The following is a 22,364-nucleotide window of genomic DNA, read 5'->3' as shown; positions in this document are numbered from 1 at the left end:
TTTTATATATTTTTCAATAAAAAGCTGTGATAAAATAAAAATATCAAATAATGGGAGATGTTACTATGAAGACTTGCAGCGTGGTGGCTCAAGCGGTATGCAGTGAATTTAACATTTCAAATATTTCAGCTTTTTATGGCATAAATAGAAAGTTGAAATGGGAAGAACCTTTGATTTTAAAACCAGAAACCATAGCAAAATATAATGTTAATGAAGATAGCCTCGTATACATCTATTATTTTGGCGTAGTAGTGTTTATTAACTTTAAAAGAGAAGAAATGCAAAACTTTGTAGATGATATTAAAAACATACCCAATAGCATAAAAAGCAAAAATATAGATATGAAATATGATTGCTTTGAAGATTTTAAGATTGAAATTGATGAAACTCAAGAAGAGGAACTGGTATATTTGTGCCTTAAAGTTAAGACTTTAGAAAGCTACCATCTTGATATGACAGCTCTAGTTGTGGCCAAATCCGTAGCCCTAGAAGCTATAGAGCTAAGCACTGATTTGGTTTTTGACCAAGTAGAAGAAATTTTAAACTACTTTAAGATAGGAAAGGTAAATATCAGCGATAAAAAAGTAGCGAAAATAATAGGTAAGATATTAGCTTTTAAAAACACTACCATATCTTATATCTTACTTTTAGATAAGCCAGCGGTGGCTTGGAAAAATGAAAAAGCTGAGGAGCTTTTTAATGAACTGGCAGACCTCTTTGAATTAAATGATAGATATGAAAAGCTAAATGCCAAATCCCAAGTACTTTTAGATACCACAGAAGTATTTTCAAATTTAAGTCAATCTAGAAGAGGAACCATATTAGAAATAATAGTAATAATACTTATCTTAATAGAAGTGCTCCATGCTTTTGAACAACCATTACTTAATTTCATAAAAGGAGTATTTGGAGGTTAGAGTTGTCACTTGTCAAGTGGCTGTCACCTGTTTGTCCAAAGAAATTAAAGTTAGAATATGAATTGAAATAAGCCTCTAGGTCAAATGAAAGATTTGACTTAGAGGCTTATTTCTACCATTGAGGTATAAAAGATTGAGAACATGTACCTTCATCTTGGATGAAGCCATTTACAACCCCTAAATTCAAAGCATAATCTATAAGGGCTTCATAATGTTTTTGATTTAAGGGCTTGTTTATTTCAGGATATTCAGAAACTTTATTATAAGGGGTGTATTGATTCATTAAGCTTAAATACACTCTATCACTATATTTGTTATAGACATAATCTACTATCTTTTTTGAGTCAAATAAAAGGCCGGGCAACATCATATGCCTTATAATAACCCCTTTTTCCATAATGCCATCATTGTTAAAGGCTGGCTCTCCCACCTGTTTAACCATCTCTTTTATAGCCCCCGTAGCTATATGAAAATAGTTTTTAACTTTAGAGTATTTTATAGCATACTTATCATCAAAATATTTTAAGTCTGGAAGATATATATCTACATAGCCTTTTAAGGCTTTTATAGTTTCTAGATTGTCGTAGCTGCTGGTATTATAAACTATAGGCAGATTTAAACCGTTATTTTTAGCTATATCAATAGATTCTATTATTTGAGGGACAAAATGCGTAGGAGTTACCAAGTTTATGTTCATAGCTCCTTGTTCCTGAAGCTCAATAAATATTTCAGAAAGCCTCTCTATGGTTATTTCTTTACCCATATCTCCTTGACTTATGCAATGATTCTGACAAAAAACACATCCAAGGCTACAGGAAGAAAAGAATACAGTACCAGAACCCTTTTCACCGGAAATACAAGGTTCCTCCCAAAAATGAAGGGCTGCTCTGGCAATTTTTAAGTTTTTTGAGCTGCGGCAATAGCCTATCTGGCCTTTAAGCCTATTCACCCCACAGTTTCTAGCGCAAAGTCTACAATTTTCAAGCATATATTCATTAGACAAAGTCTGTTCACCTCTAATTCAAAGTCTCCGTAAATACAAATAAAATATATAACAAAGAGTAAACTATGTCTACATAAATATTACGGAAACCTATATTGCTTCCATTGAATTCTTTTATTATTCATGGGAATAATAAAAGAATAAACATTGGGCAATAAAAATCAAACTAAGCAGTCCAAAGATGGGGTATAAGATACTTATTAAGTTTGTAAAGCCTATTTGTGAAATGGGTAAAGCTATAGCGAGAACTATAAATATATTTTTTTTAAAAGAAATATTAGCAGATTGCTGAAGGCTTTTACTTATGCTGTAAATATCTGATACTTCAGTGGAGAACATCTCCAGCCAAATTATAATAAGCAGCATTATTTGAATGGCACTTCCAAATCTGTTGGCTATATAAAGGAGAGGTATTTCATAATTGTATATATAAGGCTGATTTAACATCAGCATTAAATTTATAAATAAGCATAAAATTGTTAAAGCTATAGAACCTAGTATTATACCTAAGGTTACGGTTCTAGTGTTTTTCATCTCTCTGCTTAAGGGGACTATTACTCCAGTACAGCACAGTATGTTATAACCTGAATATAAAATGCAAGAAATAAACCAATTAGACTTTTTTGCTGGTAAGCTTTGAAGGTTACCCATGGTTATAATATCTTTATAAAATAAAATATACAAAATTAAAATGGTTACAATAACTATTATCAGCGAAGGTACTATTATAGTATTAATTCCTATAAGACCTTCCGTTTCCTTCCATAATGCAAGAATAGCAAGAAAAGCCATGATCAACGTTCCTATAATCTTTGGTATGCCAAAGTATTGATGAAAAAGGGATCCGCTTCCAGCCAGTATTATAGAAGCACTACTTAAAATATATAAAGTGGTAATGCCTGAAGTCAGCTTACCCACTATAGAACCCAAAGAGCCTCTAGTTCTTTTACTATTAACTAATGTAATGACTTCAGAATAAGAATTTAAATTGTATTTGATGCTTAGCCTTCCAATAATAGAGCACATATAAATATAAAATACTCCTGTAAGAATTATGCCTATAAAACTCTTATATCCATAGGATGTAAAAAATTGAGTTATTTCTTTACCAGAAGCGAGACCGGCACCTACAATAGTGCCTATAAACACAGCCGCTACTTGAAAGGTTTTTGAAATTTCTTTTTGCAACTTTTTTCCTCCTCATAAGCTTTCTGTTACTAAATATATAAATAACTCTTTATTTTTATGTTTATTAATAAGAACTTTAATAAATAATAGTAGTAATTAGATTTGAAAAAGATAATAATTTGATTGGGAGTGAGAAATTTGAAAAGAATCATTACATTTTTTCTCATAGCTATAATGTTGTGTATACTTCCAGCCTGTGGAAAAGGCAATGAAGAAAAAAATGAAACAAGTAGCTCAAATAAATTTAACACTAAGGTTGCTCTCACAGTAGCAGAAAATTATTTAAACTTGTTGGCAAAGGAAGATTATGAAAATGCCAGTAAGCTTTATTCAAAAAGTTTAAAAGATAAAAACCAAGACTTTAGGCCGGGAGATTTAAGAATTGTAGGATTTAATCAAGACACATTAAATGAAGTAGGAGAAAGTATATTGGTTAGATATAGGGTTACTAGGGTGGTTAAAGGAGAAGCGAGATCAGATTTAGATAATTGCAGCATTAAAATAATAAAAGAAGGAACAGACTACAAAATTTCAGAGGTTAAGTCTGAAAATGAAAAAGAGGCTTATGTAGAAGGAAAATCTCTCCGCCAAAGGAGAAAAGATGATGTAAAGAGCAGCCCTATAATAAGGCTTCACCGCCTTCCTAGAGAAATGTATCCCAAAAGTAATAAGGCTAATTTTAATAAGGTACCTATACCAAACAAGGAATTTACTGCAGTGAATTTTTCTTATAGTGGAGAAAAAATTGCCATATCTACCTTCAATGAAGATTCCTTTATAGGCATTGTAGGTATAGATGATAGTCTTCAAACCGCTGCTGGCGCTCAAGGTGGAGGTGCTGGAGGACAGCAAGGGGGACAACAAGGAGGACCACAGGATGTAGGTGGACAGCAAGGCGAGGATATCAGTATGGAAAAGCCCATAGGACAAAAAATTTTATCATTGGACATATTAAAAAATGCTAAGGTTGATTATATGGTATTTTCACGAGACGAAAAAGTTATTATGGTTGAATTTACTGAAAAGGATAAAGGAAGCAGTTTAAATCTTTATGAAACAGATAATGGGAATTTAGTGGAATTAGATATTGATAAAAAATATCCATCAGATAAATATGATGTGGTCTTTGTAAGCTTTGACAAAAATGTTATGACCTTTGAAGTAAAAGCTAAAAAAGGTCAAGATCTTCAGGATCCTGCTGTTGGTAAATATCAAGTAGATCTAGAAAAGTTTAAAGTTAAAAAATTATAGTATATAATGTAAGAGGTAAGAAGTAAGAGATAAGAAGTAATAAGTAATAAGTAAGAGGTAAGAGATAAAAGATAAGAGATAAAAGATAAAAGATAAAAGATAAAAGATAAAAGTAAGAGATATAAGGTAAGAAGGAATAGTTAAGAATTATAACTAATTATAAACTCTAAAATACAGCAATACCGGTGATAAATCTTCATGGGTAAACAAAAGAACAAAAAACTTACACAGATTAGTTGATAAACTCAATTATAAAAAAACTCTATGAGTTTTATCCTTAACTCTTACTTCTTACCTCTTACCTTTTACCTATTTTCTTAGCTCTTGCCTATTTTAATTGAAAGGAATTTAATTTATATGGATAAATCCTGGGGGGATAAAAGATATAAAAGCCTTAATTATTTTCTTAGAGAAAAATTTGGAGAAAAGGTATTTAAGATATCTTTGGATGCTGGATTTAGTTGCCCCAATAGAGACGGCACTATAAGCCATGGAGGATGCATATTTTGTAGCGAACGAGGCTCTGGGGATTTTGCAGGGGAAAGATGTTTTTCTATAAATAAGCAGTTTCATGATATAAAGGATATGATGAACAAAAAGTGGAAGCAAGGAAAATACATAGCTTATTTTCAGGCTTATACCAATACTTATGCTCCAGTAGAGGTTTTAAAGAAAAAATATAATGAAGCCATAGAACAAGAAGGAGTAGTAGCTATAGCCATAGCCACTAGGCCAGATTGTTTGGGAGATGAAGTCCTAGACCTTTTAGAAGAGATAAATAACAAAGTTTATCTTTGGGTGGAGCTTGGACTCCAAACTTCCAAAGATAGTACAGCAAAGCTTATAAATAGAGGTTATAACCTTGAGGTTTTTGAAAAAGCTGTAGAAAAGCTTCATAAGAGGAATATAGCAGTGGTGGTTCATACTATTTTTGGCTTGCCAGAAGAAGGTGAAGAGGATATGATAAATACTGTAAAGTATATATCCAAACTTCCCATACAAGGGGTAAAGTTTCACCTTCTGCATCTTATGGAAGATACTCCTATGGTGAATTTGTATAAAAAAGGTAGATTGAAGTTTATGACACGAGAACAGTATATAAATGTTATATGTAAGGCTATAACCCTTCTTCCACAGAATATGGTGATTCACAGGCTTACAGGGGATGCTCCTAGAGATATTCTTATAGGCCCTATGTGGAGTTTAAATAAATGGGAAATATTAAATGCTATTGATAATTGCCTTAAAGATAATCATTGGTATCAAGGTTTGTACTTTTCTACAAATTAAAACTTATAACTTTGGGAATTTTGCGTATGGAATACCTTCCTTGAAACGGTTACAATAATAAGTGTAATAAACTCGAGGGAGGAACTAAAAATGGCAAGTTTATCATTAGAACATATTTATAAAGTATATCCTGGTAATGTTACAGCGGTAAAGGATTTTAACTTAGATATATCTGATAAGGAGTTTATCGTATTTGTAGGACCATCAGGATGCGGTAAATCTACAACTTTAAGAATGATCGCTGGATTAGAAGAAATCAGCGAAGGAACTCTTCAAATAGGAGAAAAAGTAGTTAACGACGTAGCTCCAAAAGATAGAGATATAGCAATGGTATTCCAAAACTATGCACTTTATCCACATATGAGCGTTTATGACAATATGGCTTTTGGATTAAAACTAAGAAAAACTCCAAAGGACGAAATAGAAAGAAAAGTTAAAGAAGCTGCAAGAATACTTGATATAGAACACCTACTTGATAGAAAGCCAAAGGCTCTATCAGGTGGACAAAGACAAAGGGTTGCTATGGGAAGAGCTATTGTTAGAAATCCTAAGGTTTTCCTTATGGACGAACCTCTTTCTAACCTTGATGCTAAGCTAAGGGTTCAAATGAGAACTGAAATAGCAAAACTTCATCAAAGATTACAAACTACATTTATATATGTTACCCATGACCAAACAGAAGCTATGACTCTTGGAACAAGAATAGTTGTTATGAGAGATGGTATTATTCAACAAGTGGATTCACCACAAAATATTTACGAACATCCAACAAATCTTTTCGTTGCAGGTTTCATAGGAAGTCCACAAATGAACTTTGTTGACTCCAAGCTTGAAGAAAAAGAAGGAAAGCTATTTGTAATATTTGGAGATGACACTGTAGAAGTTCCTGCTGATAAAGCAGCTTTATTAAAAGAAAAAGGCTATGTGGGAAAAGAAGTTATACTAGGTATAAGACCAGAACACTTAACTACAAAAGCTGAGTATATTGAAGCGCATCCTAATGCCGTAATAGAAGCAGATGTTGAAGTAACTGAATTAATGGGTGCAGAAAGCTATATTTATCTATCTAAGGGTAAATCAAACCTTACTTCCAGAGTTAATGGTAGTACTGCATTAAAAGCTGGGGATAAAGCTAAATTAGCACTTTTCACAGATAAGCTACACATATTCGATAAAGAAACAGAACTAACTGTACTATAATAGGAGGAATAATTGATGTACAATTTCAATGGGTTTTTGCAGGAATTAAGCAGTGAAACTGGTATTAAGTTCAATCTGATTTCCCAGGAGGGAATGGAGATGTTTAATTCTTTAGAGGGTATTAAAGCATCCCAGTGTATTACCACTCAGATCTCCCTTGGAAAGCAGAGTGCAAGGCTTATTACAGAAATTGAAAATGAAAAATGTACATCATTACTTAAATATACTATTGAAAGAAAGTATAATGAGCTCTATTATCTTAAAGAACAGTTAATTATTGATATTTTAGAAGGAACGGGTGTTGCTACAGAAGTGGTAGATAACACCCTACCCTTCTTATTAAAAGAGGCTACCCTTTTTTTAATATCTGTAGAAGGAAGCCTTTATGAAGCGCTAAATGCTTTAAAACAGTTGTATGACGAAGAAAGTGCAGTTACTATAATATATAGGGATAGTCTCCTTATGATAGGAAGCTTTGAAGAAGTGGATGAACATGCTAAGAGTATAAAAGAATCCATAACTTCCGACTTATTTAGTAAGTGTTACATAAGCTATGCAAATGTTCCTAAAGGTACTTGTAACCTTAAAAGTGCTTATGAGGATGCTAAGGAATGTTTAGTTATAGGTAAAAAATATGATATCAAAGATCAGATTTTTGATAGTGAGAGCATGATATTTGAAAAAGCTGTATATAATATCAGCCCTAAAGCTAAAAAAGAGCTTTTAGATAGATTTCAAAGTAAGTTTAGTTCCTTTGATCAGGACATAATAAATACCATTGAAGAGTTTGTAAGATGTGGATTGAATATTAGTGAGGCTGCAAAGAAGCTATATATACATAGAAATACTCTTATATATAGATTAGATAAAATATCAAAAGATACAGGCTATGATATTAGAGATTTTAAACAAGCAGCTATATTTATTATAGCCTTCCTTATATGGAAGGAGAGTAGATAATATGAAGCTAGATATAATAATATCAGCGGACAATATTAATGAAAAATATCTTGAAAATAAAATAGTGGTTGTTATTGACATGCTTAGAGCAACCTCTGTTATAACCACAGCCTTAAATAATGGCTGTAATAAGGTTGTACCTTTTCTTACGGTAGAAGAGGCTTTTGATTATCGTAAGAATAATGTAGAGCCATGCCTTTTAGGGGGAGAAAGAAGAGCCTTAAAGATAGAAGGTTTTGATTTTTCCAATTCACCTTTAGAATATACCAGTGATAAGGTTAAGAACAAAATTGTAGTTATTACCACCACCAATGGCACAAGAGCCATACAAGGAGCTTCTAAAGCCAATAGGATTTTTATAGGCTCCATGCTAAATGCCAAAGCAGTAACAGAAGCACTTAAAACCCTGGATAAGGATGTGGTTTTTGTAAATGCAGGCACTTATGGTGAGTTTTCTATGGATGATTTTATTTGTGCAGGCTATATGATAAGCCTTCTAAGCACAAATAAGGAGAATGCTTTGTCCGATATAGCTTTTACTGCTAAATATATATATGAAAACAATAAAGATATAGTAAGCTTTATTAAAAATGCAAGACATTTCAGCGTATTAAAATCCTTACAGTTAGAAGAGGATTTAACTTACTGTACAAAAAAAGACATCATTTCTATAGTTCCAGAATTTAAAGATGGTGAAATTAAAATAGCGAGTTTCTAAAAATTAACATAACTTTGTTCCTTTCCAAATTCCTTAAATTAAAAAGAGAGCCCCAGGGCTCTCTTTTACTTTACCTTTTATTTTTCTTTTAATTATTTCTATAGATCACCCCCTTAAAAGTTTTATATTTCCCGTATTAATTAGTAAAGACATAAAAGAGGGAAGAAGGGTACTATGAAGAAGTTATTTTTATTAACATCATTTATTTTAATTCTTGCTTTTTCAGGTTGTACAAGTAAGGGAAAGATAGACAGTAATGGACAAAGTGCTAAAAGTGACAGTAGTATTACTTCATCTGAAAGTAGTTCTAAAGCTTCTGAGAACAAAGAAGCAACTAAGGATAACAGCTCTCAAGGTTCAAAATCTACAACCTCAAAGCCCGTAAATAGTAGTGAAAAAGAAAAGCTAGATTCTATAATAGACAGTATAAATAGCTCTTTAAAATCCTTAGATGATATTAAAGATATAGATTTAAGCTCAATCAATTAGTTTAGGAGGATATTATCATGAAAAAAGGTAAATTATTAGCTTTAGTTTTATCAGTAGTATTATTGGTTCCTACAGCAGCTTATGCTAAAGGAAACTCAAAATCCCAAGAAAATAGTAAGGCAAAAGTAGTTACAGAGCAGAAAAAAGAAAATGTCAAAGAAAAGAAAAATGAAGTGGATAAAGAAGTTAAAAAAGAAAATAATGGTGCAGAAAAGAAACAAGCTAATGAAATTAAAAGAGATGAAAAGAAAGAGCAAATCGCTGCCTTTAAGGAAGCTATGAAAGCTAAACATGAAACCATGAAGGCTATAAAACAAGAGACCATTGAGGTTAAGAGACAAATTCAAGATAAAAAAGTAAAATTAGAAGCGATGCTTAATGATATTAAAGAAGGAAATAAAGAGATCTCAGAAGAAAACTTAAAAGCTTTACTAGAAAAAGTAGAGAGCTTTAAAGCTCATACTGAAGAAGTAAAAGCTACCGAAGATGTAAATAAAAATGTAGAGGAAACTCAAGATAAGATAAATAAAAAAGATTTCAATAATGCTCTTGCATCCTTAGATAAAGTTATAGCAAAGCTTCAAGCTAGATTAGATGCTCTTAAGCAGCTAAACGCTGATATAGATGCGGCTCTTGCTTTAGTTAATATTGCTGAATAAGTAAGTATAAAAATATTTAATTCCCGTGCATTTATCCTATAGATAACCACTCCTATATAAGTTCTTCTAAGCTTCAGAGGGAGCAAGCATTCCTTTTAAGCAGATTTCATCTGAAGATAAGAATTACTTAATATAGTTAAATCACAACATAAACCCTTATTGAAGAGCATTCATAGATTGTAACAATAAATCTATGGATGCTCTTCATCTTTACAAATTTAATAAAGATAAATTGAATACACCCCACTCAGAGTGTGTGTATCTAAATTTGTGTTAAATCAAATCTAGCAATTGCCTCTGTTTATCTCTGGGGTGCATTTTTATTACCTTTATTTTTTCTTGGTATTTTGGACTTGTCCTTTGCCAGTGATATTTTTCTTATTACTATTATCATTTTTTATATTATTGTTATTGTTAGTTTTATAGTTACTTTTATTATTATTGTTATCTTTATTAATTTCTTTATTATTGGTTTTATTGTCCTTAGATTTATTTTCCGTATTTTTTTCTTTATCATTTTGAGAGCTGTTATTTGTAGTGCTGTTTTTATTTTCTTTATCCTTACCATTTTCTGGAGGAGTTGAAGGTTTATCCTTCTTATTAGTTTCATTATTAATAGGAGTTTCTTCCTTTGGGAACTGCTTTTTTACTTTCTTGCCATTATTATCGATGTTTGTATTTAGTTTATTGTTATCTATATACTTTTCAAAATTAGTAATGTTTAGATTTTTATTTTTAGATAATATTTTTACTGAGATTATTTTGCCTTCCTCTACATAAGCATCGTCAATAAAATTATCTTTTTTAGCTTGAGAAACTAATAAGGTTAATGCTTCATCTATGTTTTTGTTTTTAATATTTATGCTCTTTAATAAAGTACTTCCATCTTCATTAAGAGGTATAGATTTTATTATTTTGTTGAAGTAGTTCAATTTAAGTTCTATAGAAGGGTTAATTGTTACTTCAACCGTAGCTGCCGGGGCGGAATAGGCATAAACCCCTGCGCTGGATAAAAGAAATATTGCTATAGCTGCAGCGGCAGCAAAGGGCTTTAAGATTCTTTTTTCTTTTTGTACAGCACCAGTGTAGGTATCTCCTATGTTAGGAGGATTTTTAGAGATAGTAACCTTAACAAATTCTCCGGTAGCTGTAACTAATGTGGCAGTATTCTTATGAGTTTTTAATACTAAGCCAGTTTTATTCATGGTTTTCACCTACTTTTATATTAAAATATGACCTTATATAAGGGTAATCATCGCTGCTTAAAATTAATATTAAAACTAAGATATATTTTCGCCACTTTTCTAAAAACTTCCTGCTCATAGAGGTAAATAGCATTATCTCTTTAATGGGAAGCTTTTTCTTTTCAATGATATATTTTAGTATGCTTTCTTCCTTTGAACATCTGAAAGCTATATTTAAAATAGTATTTCTAGTATCTAGGTGAGAAGGAGAAGCTTCAACAAGGTCATCTAGCGTTAATTTATACCTTGACAATTCCATAGAAAAATATGAGATTTCTTCTGCTCTTCTTAAATTTTCCTGCTGTTTTTCAAATTCTATTAAAGAGTTCCTGCTGTCTATGTAATCAAAAGCCTCTTCCTCAGTTGAAAATGCTAAGTGAGGAGTATTTTTAGATTTTCTAAAATAATCTATCAAAGCATTTTTTATAATTACCTTGGCATAGGGTAAGAAAGCACCTTTATTCTGGTTATAGATATCACAGGCTTTGTTAAAAGCTATTAAAGCTATGCTTAATTCGTCATCATTTTGCCATTGTAGTTTCCTTTTACATACGTTGCAGGTAATCTTATATATAAAATCTTTATTTTCTTCTATAAATTTCTCTCTATTAGTCATGAGAAGAGGATCTTGTTCCATGGAATCACCCCTTATATTTATTACGTAATTTATCGTGTATTTTGTAGGGTACTAAAATATAACTTGATTATAATTATACCAAAAACTAAGTTTTTATAGAGTTAGAATAAGTTTTTTATCACGGAAAGATTTACTAATATATTTTAATTTATTTGTTGACAAGTTAAGTTTTCAAATGTATTATTGTATTAAGTGATTAGTACAATAATACAAGGAGGTGATATAGTGAACTGGGAATTTCAATCAGATAGACCTATATACACTCAACTAGTAGAACAAATTAAACTTAGGATTATTTCAGGAGTATATAAACCCGGTGATAAATTGCCATCAGTTCGTGACTTTGCACAAGAAGCTGCAGTAAACCCTAATACCATGCAGAGGGCTTTAGCAGAGCTGGAGAAGGATGGATTAGTATATTCACAAAGAACCAGTGGTAGATTTATTACGGAGGATAGAGATATGATTAAAAAGGTTAAAGATAATTTGGCATTGGAAGAAATAACTGCATTTCTAGAAAAAATGAAAATGCTAGGTTTTGATAAAGAAGAGATGGTTTTGATTATGAAGAATATGGTAAAGGAGATGGAAGCATGAGCAAGATATTAGAGTGTAAAGGCCTTACTAAAAAATATGGAGATAAATATGCACTAAATAACATTGATTTGTCTATAAGTCGTGGCAGAATTGTAGGGCTTCTTGGTCCTAACGGCAGCGGCAAAAGTACAATAATTAAACTTGCCAACGGTCTTTTATTGCCCAGCAGTGGTGGTATTTATATCAATGGTGAAGAGCCAGGAGTTAATACAAAGAAAATTGTATCTTATCTACCTGAACGCAGCTATTTAAGTGATTGGATGAAGGTTTCGGATATTATTAAATTCTTTCAAGATTTTTATAGCAATTTTAATGTTTCCAAGGCCTATGAGATGTTAAAGCGTTTAAACATTAGCCCTGAGGATAAGTTAAAAACTATGTCCAAAGGAACTAAGGAAAAGGTTCAATTGATACTAGTTATGAGCAGGGAGGCAGAGCTTTATTTATTAGACGAACCTATAGGGGGAGTGGATCCTGCAGCTAGGGATTATATTTTAAATACTATAATCAGCAATTATAGTGAAAATGCAACGGTGGTTATTTCTACTCATCTTATTGCAGATATAGAAAAGGTGCTAGATGATGTAATATTTATAAACCAAGGAAATGTGGTTATGTCTGCAGCGGTAGATGAAATTAGAGAAGAAAAAGGAAAATCTGTGGATGATTTATTTAGGGAGGTATTTAGATGTTAGGAAAGCTTTTAAAATATGAAACTAAAGCAACTGCAAGAATGTTTTTACCTCTTTATGCAGCACTCCTAGTGTTTGCAGTAATAAATAGAACATTTATATCAATTAACAGCTCAACAAATGTCTCTAATACTTTTATGAATATTAGTACTGGTATATCCATGTTCCTGTATGTATTTATTATTATAGCCATATTTGTTCTTACTTTTGTGGTAATGATACAGCGTTTTTATAAAAATTTGCTTACAGATGAGGGATATCTAATGTTTACTTTACCAGTAAAACCTTGGCTTCACATAATATCTAAATTAATGGTTTCAATTATGTGGGATATAGTTAGTACGATACTTACTATAGTATCAGTCATTATATTAGCGGGAAATAAAGAAATGTTCACAGGACTTCCACAGGCTGTCAGGATAGCTATGTCAGAGATATATGCTGAATTTAGTATAGCGGGATACGATTTTATTCTTCGAATTGGTTTAATGATGTTACTTTCATTGATAGGAGGAACACTTATGATATATGCCTCCATAGCCATAGGTCAATTAATTAGCAAGCATAAGCTTTTAGGAGCCTTTGGAGCCTTCTTGTTATTAAATACCGCTTCACAGATAATAGTTACAACTGCTATTTCCATAGCTGCAGTTGTAAAGCCAAATACCTGGTTTATAACCGTACCACCAAGAAATATGTTTAATTTACTCTTTACTGGAGCAACAGTACTAAACTTAATATTTATAGTAGTTTACTTTATAATTACAAATTATATTCTTTCCCACAAATTAAATTTAGAATAAAATAGTTTAAAGTAAATTTATTTAAGTTTAAAAGAAAATAATTGTTTTTTCTCTTTAGTATAGTAAAATATGGTTAGTGAAACATTTAAGTCAAAGTTTTGGAAAGTGGGGATTCAATGGAAAGTTTAGCTAAAATGTTTAATAATCTAACCAACAGTGAGCAAAAGGTGTTTAAATATATCTACTCACATCAAGAAGAGGTTTCAAAAATGAAGATAAGTGATTTAGCTAAAAAAACCTACAGTTCCAAAACTGTAATAATCAATTTATCTCAGAAATTGGGTTTTGAAGGCTTTTCAGATTTCAAGTATTTTTTAAAATCCAATGATAGTAAAGATATGGATACACCCTTTGTAGAAGAACTACAATATAATATAAAGCAAAATATTGATAAGACCCTTTCTGTAATAGAAATTGAGAAGTATAAGAAAATATCAAAGGAACTTATGAAGGCTAGTACTGTATATGTCTTTGCTAGAGGAACCAGCAAAGCTGCAGGAACTTACCTTAATCACTTGCTTTTGACCATAGGCGTAAAGTGCATATTTGTGGAAGACTATAATCTGCTTACCTTAGTAAGTAAGTCTCTAAATAGTCAAGAGGTAGTGATTTTAATTTCTTTATCTGGAAAAACAGAAAAAATCTTAGAAGTAGCTAATGTGGCAAAGGTAAAAGGGGTTAAAATAATATCTATAACTTCTTTTGGAAACAATGAATTAGAAAGGCTTAGCGACTATACTCTTCACTGTGTATCAGATAATACGGAAACAAAGTTTAACGATAGTTTATCTAGAATAGGAATGTTTGTTATTATTGAAATATTAGTTAATTCCATTAAGGAATTCAATAAAAATAACTTATAAAAATTAAAACAAAAAACAACTCACTTTTATAAGAGAGATGAAAAATCATTGGTTTTTCATTATTCTCCTATAAAAGTGAGTTGTTTTTATGACCTAGTTCATTTTAGATGACCTAAGCCATAATATAGGTAAAGAGTATCATCTAGAATTATTGTAAGGCATCTTATATATATGTAAAATAGTTATTGAAAAGAGTGCTCTTTAATAAAAACGTATTCATAAATTAATAATTATAATTTGAATAATGGGGGAAGTGAAATGTCCAAGGATTTTAGTCAAAAGATACAAAGATTTGGAAGAACCTTATTGCTACCAATTGCCGTTATGGCTCCTGTGGGAATGATATTAGGTATTACAGGTGCGCTGGTTCAATCTTATATGATTGCTAGGTTTCCTTTCTTAGGAAATACCGTACTAAACACTATTTTAGTTAACTTGAGAACCATAGCTGGTGCGGTATTTGACAATATTCCGTTAATGTTTGCTATGGGTGTGGCCTATGGTATGTCTAAGAAGGATAAAGGTATATCCGTGTTTGCATCGGTGATAGGATATATTATTTTAATTATTACCATGAATGCTTGGCTAGTTGTAACTGGCAAGTTAGCAGATCCAGCAGTGATGAGTCAGTATGGACAGATAAAAGTTTTAGGAATTCAAACAATGAATATAAACGCACTAGGTGGAATCATCACCGGTTTAGTGGCTGCTTGGGTTACAGATAGATTTTACAAGCTGGAATTACCTATTGCCTTTGCCTTTTTCTCTGGTAAGAAATCGGTTCCAATAATCACCATGGGGATAATGCTTGTAATAGGTTTAGTGATTCCATTCATTTGGGAAGTATTTGTGTCACTATTAACTAAATTATCCGTAGTATTTTTAAGTCCAGTAGGACCATTCTTTACCGCAGCAGGGGAAAGATTATTTATTCCTTTTGGTCTTCACCATTTATGGAATGCATTATTTAGATTCACTGAAGCAGGAGGAAGTTATGTAATAGATGGACAGACCTTTGTAGGAGTAGTTCCAACTTTAAACCATGTTTTATTTAAACTAGGTCCTAGCAGTGAGCATTGGAGCATGATGCCATCATTAACAAGATTTATGGCTCAACAACAAATGCTTTGTACATTATTTGCTTTTCCAGCAATAGGACTAGCTATGTATAAAACTTCCTATAAGGAAAACAAGCCACTAGTAAAATCTTTGATGATTACATGTATATTAACAGCTTTATTAGGTAATGTTACAGAACCTTTAGAATTCTCCTTTGTGTTTATTGCACCACTATTATATGCAGCTTATGCAGTTATTATTGGAGTAGGTGCTGTGGCTCTTTCCTTAGCCAATGTAGGTATAGGATACATAAGAGGAACGATATTTGATTTTGCCATATTTGGATTACTTTATGAGAAGACTAACTGGGTAAGTTTTATAATTATTGGATTAATATTAGCAGTGGTAACTTACTTTGTATTTAAGTGGGCGATATTAAAATTTGATTTAAAGACTCCAGGAAGAGAAGATTCTCCATCATTAGATAATTCACTAATAAGAGAAAAGAAATATGATGAAATAGCAAAAATAGTAGTACAAGCTTTAGGCGGGAAACCAAATATAAAAAATGTTGATAACTGTATTACACGTTTAAGGATTGATTTAGAAGATGTTAAATTAGTGGATCGTAAGCTTTTAGAGACCTCAGGATGTACAGGAATATTCTTCCCTGCATCTAAGCATATTCATATAGTTTATGGACCGCTGGTAGAATTCGTTAGAAATGAAGTGGATGAAGAGTTGCAGAGGTTATAGCAGCTAAAGGAAAATCATATAAAGGAGGAAACACATGAGAAGCAGCAATATAATCACCATAACAGGAGCAGGTAGTGCTAGAACTCCGGCACTAGTAGGAAGTTTAGTTAAATTAAAAGAAAGATTTCCATTAAAGAAGGTTATCTTTTATGATATAGATTCAGAAAGAACTTCAAAAATGGAGGATTATATAAGATTAGTTTTAAAAACATATTCTCCAGAGACAGAGGTTGTATTCACTATAGATCCTGATACAGCATATGAAAATACTGATTTTGTATTCTGTCAAATGCGTGTTGGAAAAAATGAAATGAGAAGTCTAGATGAGAAGATTCCACTAAAATACGACTTAGTAGGTCAAGAAACCTGTGGACCAGGAGGATTTTCCTATGGTATGAGATCACTAGGCGCTATGATAGAAATGGTTAACCAGGTTCGTAAACATTCTAAGGATACATGGATATTAAACTATACAAATCCTGCGGCTATAGTTGCCTTAGGACTAGATAAGGTATTTCCTGAGGATAAGAGAATTTTAAACTTATGTGATCAACCATACTCTCTTATGAGGTCCTTTGCAAAAATTCTAGGGGTGGAACAAAGTATCCTAAGAGCCACTTACTTTGGACTAAATCACTTTGGTTGGTTTACAGAGCTTAAGGGCACTGATGGAAAGGATTATTATGAGACTTTAAAAACATATTTAAGAGATTATGACTTTAAGCCTTATAATGCAGAGCAACGCTCAAAGTCTTGGCTTGATACCTATTTAAGGGTAAATAAATATATGAATTTCTTTGATGAGTATATACCTACTACTTATTTGCAATATTATTTCTTCTCGGAGGAAATAGTATCAGAAAGCGATCCAAACTATACCAGAGCGGATGAAGCAAAAGACAGCAGAGAAAAAGAAGTTTGGGAGATTTGCAGCAAGGCAGTAGGAACTGATTCCGTAGATGACATTGAAATAATAACCAATAGTGTCTTTGGAGATTTAATGGTGGAGCTAGCTGAGTCCATAGCTTATGATCTGCATAATGAGTTTATACTTATGAGCAGAAACAATGACATCATACCAAACTTCAGCAAGGATGCCATCGTAGAGGTTTCCGGTACTGTAGGTAAAAATGGTGCTAACCCATATAAATATGGTGACATAAAGCCTTTTTATAAGGGGCTTATGGAAGGTCAGCATGCTTATGAGCTACTAACTGTAGAAGCATTTTTAGAGAAAGATTATACTAAAGCTTTACAGGCTCTAACCTTAAATAGAACTGTAGTTAACCCTGAAAAGGCTAAAGCAGTATTAGATGATTTAATGGAAGCCAATAAGGATTATTGGTATTTAAGTTAACTAAATATAATGTTAGCCATATAAGTTATGGTTATTTATATTAAATAATAAGCTTTTAAATTAAAATATAAAAAGGAGCTTTTGTCACTGGCGTAAGGCCAAAGCATATAAAAGCTCCTTTTTTATTTATATTTTAATTTTACACTTATTTATCATAATATTTAGCAGTATTTGTAGTAGTAATATTATTGTATGCTTTTAACTTCTTTAAAAGAAACCCAACCTCTTTTAGAGATGTATCGTATAAAGGTTACAAGTCTCCTTAAATCATCATTGGCATCGGCTTTAGTTTTCTTGTTCATTTCTTTGGATATTTCGTAAATACTCTTTTCACCATCTATTAAGCACCAAGCTTTAGAGCATAACTCATCGAATTCTAGATGATTCTTTGGAGATTTTTTTACAAGCCATCCTGCAAATCTTCTTATGGGGTCTTTAACGGTAAAGTAAAGATGTACTTTACCATCAGTAACTTCCCATTTATCATGCTTAATAACTGGAACATACAAGGCAAAATTGTATTTATCTTTAGCATTGGTATTTGACATTTACACAGCTCCTTTATTCTTTTTTGATGAGAATAAGTAAATCCACAATCCAAGGAGTATAAACATAATAAAGGCAAAAAGATTGCTTTCAGAAAGAGCAGGTAATAAAGCTTTACCCAAACCTAAGTTAATATCTAAGGTAGCAAAGGCTGCAATTATGATACCTATTAAAGCATCTCCTGCCACTAGACCGGAGGCTAGCAAGGTACCTTTTTCTATAGATTCGGCTTTTCTTTCTTCATTGTTAGTAAATTTCTTCTCTACTAGCACCCTAATTATTCCACCAACTAATATGGCAGCATTTAGGTTTATGGGTAAGTAGATCCCTAGGGCTACAGGTAGTATAGGCAATCCTACAAGGGCACAGAATACTGCTATAGCAGCACCTACAATAACTAAGGTCCATGGAAGCTGAGCTGTCATTATACCATCCACTATGAGCTTCATTAAGGAAGCTTGAGGAGCAGCTACTTCAGTACCACCAATGCCATAAGCCTTATCCAGCATTATTATTACGATTCCTGCTACTACTGAGGCTATAGATAGGGCTATGAACATTCCTATTTGAACGTTTTTAGGGTTTCCACCAATGACGTAAGTAGTTTTTAAACTTTGAGCAGTACCACCTGCCACAGCTATGGCCACACAAACCACGCCTCCTATTAAAATAGCCTTCATTACTCCAGCATCTCCAGTTACACCAGTTAACTTTAATAAGGAGGTAACAAAGAGTAAAGTTGCAATAGTCATACCAGAAACAGGGTTATTAGATGCACCTATAATACCAACCATCCTTGCTGAAACTACAGCAAAGAAGAAGCTAAATACTACAGCAGCTAAAGCACCTAGCACACCACCATTTATTGCAGGTACAAGCCAAGTAGCAACAAATCCAAATACCGCTGCGCCAATAACCCATGTTAGTGGAGCTTCCACATTTATTCTATCTACATCACCAGTATTCTTGCTTCCAATACCTGACATAGCTTGTTTAAAGCTTCTGATTATAGTAGGTAAGGATCTAGCTAAGGAGATAAAACCTCCCATGGCTACTGCTCCAGCACCTATATATCTTATATAACTACTCCAAATTTGGCTTGCTGACATTTCTGAAATTAACTTAGTAGAAGGGAATAATGGAACTGCAAGACCTTGACCTAAAAATTTAATTAATGGTATTAAAGCGAACCAGGCTATTAAGGAACCTCCAAACATTAATGCTGAAGCATGAGTTCCTACGATAAAACCTACACCCAGCAGTGAAGCTAAAGCATCTACTCCTATCATGGTGCCTTGATATTGAGTTACAGTGTAACTAGCGCTTTCCGACCAAAACATTAAACCACCAGATAAGAATTTATATCCACCACCTACACCAAGTCCGGTTAAAACAGTTTTAAAAGCACTACCTCCTTCAGTACCTGTAACCAGTACTTCAGCAGCAGCCATGGACTCTGGATAAATTAAGGTACCATGTTCTTCCACTATAAGAAATCTTCTTAAAGGGGTAATGAAGAATACACCCATTATTCCACCAATAATTGTCACTATAGCAACTTGAGCAATAGATAATCCAAAACCAGAAAGAATTAAAGCAGGAAGTATAAATATTATTCCCCCCGCTATGGATTCTCCCATAGCTGAAAGAGATGCTATCATATTAGCTTCAAGTATATTGTTTCTTCTAAATAAACCTTTTAATAATCCAGTAGCAAGAATTGCACCTGGAATACCAGCAGAAATGGTAAGTCCTACTTTAAGACCTAAATAAGTATTAGCTGCTGCAAAGATACAAGCAAAAATAATACCTATAATTATAGAATAACCAGTAGTTTCAGGCATTACTTCAGTAGTTGGGATAAATGGAATGTAATCTTCTCCTTTTATTCCACCATAGGCAGTGGCAGAAAGTTTTTTCCTATTTTCACTCATGGGTTGTACCCCTCTCTTTTCATTTAATTAGTATTTTTAAATTTTTATTTATTATTGTATTTTAAGTCAAGAATTATGAGTTGCTTGCATTAGTATATGCTAGGGTTCAGGTGGAGAGGTAGTTTTTTGAGAAGGCTCCACCTGAAGTTAAGAATCATTTCATTATTTTAGATTTGTGAGCAGGGATAAAAGAAAATCCCAAGTTCTAGCCACAGAAGATATGCTCATATGTTCATTAGGCGTATGAACATCGTAAAGGTTAGGTCCAAAGCTGATCATATCTGCATCAGGAAGCTTTTCTTTAAGAAGTCCGCACTCTAATCCTGCATGAATAGCTTCGATTTTAGGTTCTTTACCATTAAGATCAGCATAAGTTTTTATAGCAATTTTTCTTACTTTAGAGTCAGCTTCATATTGCCATTCAGGATAGTCACTGAAGGTTTTCATGCTACCATCGCATAAAGCTGCAATGGTTTTTACCCTATTTGTAATTTCGAATTTAAGACTTTTTATGGAACTTCTTATGGCATGAGTAAACTTGATTTTTCCATTAGATTCTTCCAATACTCCTAAATTTAAACTGCTTACCACAAGACCTTCTATGGCTTTGCTCATGGTTTGCACTCCATCAGGCACAGTAACCATGTAGTTGATTATGCTATTGGTATCTTTTTTAGACATAACCCTACTTACTTGTACTGGTTCCAATTCTATTTTGATGTCTGGATCTTCAATATTATATTCATTTTTAAATTCATCATTAATTTTATTTACAATGTCATATGCTTTATTGTGATCGTCCTTTGATAGCGCTATGTTTGCAAAAGCTTCTCTAGCTATGGCATTATGTTTTGCTCCACCCTGTAAAGAAATTAATTTAATATCAATTTCTTCATTAAGACTATAGAGCAATCTACCTAAAAGTTTTACGGCATTGGCTCTTTGTTTGATTATTTCTATTCCTGAGTGCCCTCCTTGAAGTCCCTTTATATATACTTTTAGCCCTTGTCCGCCATGATCCTCATACTTAGGTTCAAAAGTTACAGTGGCTGTAGTACCACCTGCACAGCTCACTAGGAAGATTCCTTCTTCTTCTGCATCGATATTAATCATGGTCTTTCCTTTTAAATGAGAAGCATCTAGGTTCGCAGCTCCATCCATTCCAGTTTCTTCATTGGTGGTAATAAGCAGTTCCATGGGTGGGTGAGGTATATCCTCAGAATCTAAAAGGGCTAATCCATACGCTACAGCGATACCATCATCTCCGCCAAGGGTTGTATCCGTAGCATATATGTAATCATCTTTTACCCTTAGGCTTAGAGGGTCAGTTAAAAAATTATGATTACTTTCATTTGACTTTTCTCCTACCATATCCATATGACCTTGAATAATTACAGCAGGTGAATTTTCATAACCCTTTGTGCCTTCTTTTTTGATAATCACATTTAGCCATTCATCTTGATAAACCTCCAGGTTCCTAGATTTGGCAAAGCTTACAAGCCAATCACTAACTCTTTTTTCATCTCCGGATGTTCTGGGTATATTTGAGAGTTCTTCAAAGAAATGAAAGACTTTAGATGGCTTAAGATCTTTTAATTTATCCATTAAAATTCTCCTTTCCAATGTTTTTACACTAATAAAAATACAAGCAATACGCTTTATTCATCCTATAAAATTAATAATTTAACTTCTGTACAGTATAAAAAGTACATTGATAATAAGAAATCTGAAAATATTAGTGGAAATATCATCTTTTAAAATTTTAACCAAGATGTGTTTTTAATAAAGAAAATAATCTACTGGTAAGGATGATATATATAGGATAACGCAAATCTTTGAAATTATTCTTGCCTTTAAGCTTGAACACAAGGAGAGCAGCAATAGAAGTTTGCTTAGAAACAAAGAAGAAATAGTTACACCTAACATTCAAAATAAGAGCAGTGTAATATTTGTTGTAATAAAAATTAAAGTTTTGTTATTTAATAATATAGAATGATATTTATCAGAGTAAACATTTACATATTGTATTCTACCATTCTTTAAATACACTTTCAATAAAATGTATTTAAAAATATCATAAAAAATGGTTAACTTTTATTTAATTTTTTAATAGTATCTATTTTATAATTTAATTTTATATATTATAAAACTCTATAAAATGTTTAATTTAGGACATAATTTTGCCTTATTTATTGGCTATT

The 22,364-nt window shown here is 32.3% G+C and carries 21 protein-coding genes; 14 read left to right on the top strand and 7 right to left on the bottom strand.

Annotated elements, in window-relative coordinates; translation table 11 throughout:
- The first annotated feature begins 65 nt into the window (after positions 1–65).
- Positions 66–917, top strand: coding sequence for an RMD1 family protein (locus tag BUA82_RS05260; protein ID WP_073005394.1), 852 nt, complete (start codon positions 66–68; stop codon positions 915–917).
- Between the two features lie 112 nt (positions 918–1,029).
- Here BUA82_RS05260 and BUA82_RS05255 read toward each other — a convergent pair whose 3' ends face one another.
- Positions 1,030–1,905 (bottom strand): radical SAM protein, encoded by an 876-nt coding sequence (locus BUA82_RS05255; protein WP_073006190.1) that lies wholly within the window; start codon positions 1,903–1,905, stop codon positions 1,030–1,032.
- A 132-nt stretch (positions 1,906–2,037) separates the two neighbouring features.
- On the bottom strand, positions 2,038–3,108 hold the full coding sequence (locus BUA82_RS05250) for a YkvI family membrane protein (protein WP_073005393.1): 1,071 nt from the start codon (positions 3,106–3,108) through the stop codon (positions 2,038–2,040).
- 138 nt (positions 3,109–3,246) lie between these two features.
- Here BUA82_RS05250 and BUA82_RS05245 point away from each other — a divergent pair, with 138 nt between their 5' ends.
- The 7 genes from BUA82_RS05245 (at position 3,247) to BUA82_RS05215 (ending at position 9,675) form a co-directional block, all read left to right on the top strand.
- On the top strand, positions 3,247–4,359 hold the full coding sequence (locus tag BUA82_RS05245; RefSeq protein ID WP_073005392.1) for an outer membrane protein assembly factor BamD: 1,113 nt from the start codon (positions 3,247–3,249) through the stop codon (positions 4,357–4,359).
- Between the two features lie 357 nt (positions 4,360–4,716).
- The gene (gene mnmL / locus BUA82_RS05240) at positions 4,717–5,649 is read left to right on the top strand and encodes a tRNA modification radical SAM protein MnmL/YtqA (RefSeq protein WP_073005391.1); all 933 of its coding nucleotides are present in this window, start codon (positions 4,717–4,719) and stop codon (positions 5,647–5,649) included.
- A 90-nt stretch (positions 5,650–5,739) separates the two neighbouring features.
- A complete protein-coding gene (locus tag BUA82_RS05235; RefSeq protein WP_073005390.1) occupies positions 5,740–6,849 on the top strand; it encodes an ABC transporter ATP-binding protein in 1,110 nt (369 codons plus the stop codon).
- Between the two features lie 15 nt (positions 6,850–6,864).
- Positions 6,865–7,809 (top strand): PucR family transcriptional regulator, encoded by a 945-nt coding sequence (locus BUA82_RS05230; RefSeq protein ID WP_073005389.1) that lies wholly within the window; start codon positions 6,865–6,867, stop codon positions 7,807–7,809.
- 1 nt (position 7,810) lies between these two features.
- Entirely contained in the window at positions 7,811–8,527 is a 717-nt protein-coding gene (locus tag BUA82_RS05225) for a 2-phosphosulfolactate phosphatase family protein (protein WP_073005388.1), read from the top strand.
- 174 nt (positions 8,528–8,701) lie between these two features.
- Positions 8,702–9,016, top strand: a complete 315-nt coding sequence (locus tag BUA82_RS05220) for a hypothetical protein (protein WP_073005387.1) — start codon at positions 8,702–8,704, stop codon at positions 9,014–9,016.
- 17 nt (positions 9,017–9,033) lie between these two features.
- On the top strand, positions 9,034–9,675 hold the full coding sequence (locus BUA82_RS05215) for a hypothetical protein (protein WP_073005386.1): 642 nt from the start codon (positions 9,034–9,036) through the stop codon (positions 9,673–9,675).
- Between the two features lie 329 nt (positions 9,676–10,004).
- Here the strand turns inward: BUA82_RS05215 and BUA82_RS05210 are convergent, their stop codons facing one another.
- Both BUA82_RS05210 and sigI read right to left on the bottom strand, forming a co-directional pair.
- A complete protein-coding gene (locus BUA82_RS05210) occupies positions 10,005–10,880 on the bottom strand; it encodes an anti-sigma-I factor RsgI family protein (RefSeq protein ID WP_073005385.1) in 876 nt (291 codons plus the stop codon).
- Positions 10,873–11,556 carry an RNA polymerase sigma-I factor gene (sigI, locus tag BUA82_RS05205; protein ID WP_073005384.1) on the bottom strand — a complete coding sequence of 228 codons (684 nt, stop codon included), beginning with the start codon at positions 11,554–11,556 and terminating at the stop codon, positions 10,873–10,875. Before sigI ends, BUA82_RS05210 begins: the two co-directional genes overlap by 8 nt.
- A gap of 225 nt (positions 11,557–11,781) precedes the next feature.
- Between sigI and BUA82_RS05200 the strand changes: the two genes are divergently transcribed.
- The 6 genes from BUA82_RS05200 to BUA82_RS05175 all read left to right on the top strand — a co-directional run bounded on the left by BUA82_RS05200 (position 11,782) and on the right by BUA82_RS05175 (position 17,683).
- The gene (locus BUA82_RS05200; protein ID WP_073005382.1) at positions 11,782–12,153 is read left to right on the top strand and encodes a GntR family transcriptional regulator; all 372 of its coding nucleotides are present in this window, start codon (positions 11,782–11,784) and stop codon (positions 12,151–12,153) included.
- Positions 12,150–12,848 (top strand): ABC transporter ATP-binding protein, encoded by a 699-nt coding sequence (locus tag BUA82_RS05195; protein ID WP_073005380.1) that lies wholly within the window; start codon positions 12,150–12,152, stop codon positions 12,846–12,848. The genes BUA82_RS05200 and BUA82_RS05195 overlap by 4 nt, the downstream gene beginning before the upstream one ends.
- Positions 12,842–13,648, top strand: a complete 807-nt coding sequence (locus tag BUA82_RS05190) for a hypothetical protein (RefSeq protein WP_073005378.1) — start codon at positions 12,842–12,844, stop codon at positions 13,646–13,648. Before BUA82_RS05195 ends, BUA82_RS05190 begins: the two co-directional genes overlap by 7 nt.
- A 116-nt stretch (positions 13,649–13,764) precedes the next feature.
- Positions 13,765–14,511 (top strand): MurR/RpiR family transcriptional regulator, encoded by a 747-nt coding sequence (locus tag BUA82_RS05185; RefSeq protein WP_073005377.1) that lies wholly within the window; start codon positions 13,765–13,767, stop codon positions 14,509–14,511.
- A 258-nt stretch (positions 14,512–14,769) separates the two neighbouring features.
- A complete protein-coding gene (locus BUA82_RS05180) occupies positions 14,770–16,326 on the top strand; it encodes a PTS transporter subunit EIIC (protein ID WP_073005374.1) in 1,557 nt (518 codons plus the stop codon).
- Positions 16,327–16,360: 34 nt separating this feature from the next.
- Positions 16,361–17,683, top strand: a complete 1,323-nt coding sequence (locus BUA82_RS05175; RefSeq protein WP_073005372.1) for a family 4 glycosyl hydrolase — start codon at positions 16,361–16,363, stop codon at positions 17,681–17,683.
- 185 nt (positions 17,684–17,868) lie between these two features.
- On the opposite strand, the gene BUA82_RS05170 is transcribed toward BUA82_RS05175, so the two are convergent.
- From BUA82_RS05170 to BUA82_RS05160, 3 genes are all read right to left on the bottom strand, one after another.
- Positions 17,869–18,231 (bottom strand): hypothetical protein, encoded by a 363-nt coding sequence (locus BUA82_RS05170; RefSeq protein ID WP_073005370.1) that lies wholly within the window; start codon positions 18,229–18,231, stop codon positions 17,869–17,871.
- On the bottom strand, positions 18,232–20,163 hold the full coding sequence (locus BUA82_RS05165) for an OPT family oligopeptide transporter (protein WP_073005368.1): 1,932 nt from the start codon (positions 20,161–20,163) through the stop codon (positions 18,232–18,234).
- Between the two features lie 162 nt (positions 20,164–20,325).
- The gene (locus BUA82_RS05160; protein WP_073005366.1) at positions 20,326–21,768 is read right to left on the bottom strand and encodes an aminoacyl-histidine dipeptidase; all 1,443 of its coding nucleotides are present in this window, start codon (positions 21,766–21,768) and stop codon (positions 20,326–20,328) included.
- Between the last annotated feature and the right edge of the window lie 596 nt (positions 21,769–22,364).

Source organism: Clostridium amylolyticum, assembly GCF_900142075.1.
Taxonomy (GTDB): Bacteria; Bacillota; Clostridia; order Clostridiales; family Clostridiaceae; genus Clostridium_AA; species Clostridium_AA amylolyticum.
This window is presented reverse-complemented; position numbering and strand designations above follow the sequence as displayed.